General features: G+C 57.2%; 1 protein-coding gene. It reads left to right on the forward strand.

The features are described 5' to 3' along the window. Window positions 1-272: 272 nt before the first annotated feature. Window positions 273-1037, forward strand: a 765-nt coding sequence (locus EN994_RS32865; RefSeq protein ID WP_127308222.1) for a hypothetical protein, incomplete at its 3' end; no start/stop codon positions are given.

Here is a 1037-nt window from a genome sequence, read left to right on the forward strand (position 1 = left end):
CCAGAACTGCCAATTCCGGGGTAACCCCCAAGAGAAGGACATCGGCATTTCCGAGATCAAGTTCGCGATCGAATATAGCGACGGTTTCCGCTGTCGGCCGTAGCGGCGCTTCCAGAAGTTTCCAATGGCGGTGGTAATCGTCCCAATGATTTGTCATGCAATTCCATTGGCCCCCTGCACGCCTGGATTTTGGATATCACCGGGGCTTAATAGAGGTCGTTGGACAAGCCAAGACATTTCAAGGCATCTACAGACAGTCCAGGAGGTGGATAGTGGCGCGTATCGCCGTGATAACGCATGAGCATGACAGGTTCCTGGGCAGGCGCGATATTCTGCTGCGCAGGAGCAGCCCATACATGCTGTTCGACATTCTTGCGGAATTGAAAAGGCGCGGCCATTCGGTTCGGGTTCAGCAAGGCCTGTCGAAGCCGGTCAGCGCCGATATGGCGGTATTGCATGTCGATGCCACGGTGACGCCAACGGACTATGTCGACTATGCCCGGTGTTTTGCATTCTGCCTCAACATCGGCGCCGCCGACATATCCAAACGGCGGATCAGTGGTGCATTGATCGACAAAACCGACAGCTGGCAAGGTCAGGTGATCGTCAAAAGCAATCTCAACAATCGGGGAATCCCGGAGACGCTCCTCAACCGGCGATCCGAGCGCGCGGGCAAACAGCCGCCGTTTCCGCATTTGCCAATCTTGCACCCCTATGAGATCCACGGATCTCTCGGCGACGTTCCAGACGGCGTCTTTGATTGCGACGATCTCGTCGTGGAAAAGTTCATTCCGGAGAGAGAACCCGACGGTTTTGCTGTTCGTTTCTGGGTGTTTTGCGGAGAGCGAGAGCGCTGCACCCGCTACGTCTCCCCGAACGGCCTGGTCAAGGCATCGGAGACGATCCGGCGCGAGCCCGTCCCGGTGCCCGACGAACTGCGTGAGCGCCGGCGTGAACTCGGCTTCGACTATGGAAAATTCGATTTCGTCATGCATGAGGGCAGGGCCATCCTCCTCGATGCGAACAAGACTCCCGGC

It is taken from the genome of Mesorhizobium sp. M7A.F.Ca.CA.002.09.1.1 (assembly GCF_003998555.1).
Taxonomy (GTDB): Bacteria; Pseudomonadota; Alphaproteobacteria; order Rhizobiales; family Rhizobiaceae; genus Mesorhizobium; species Mesorhizobium ciceri.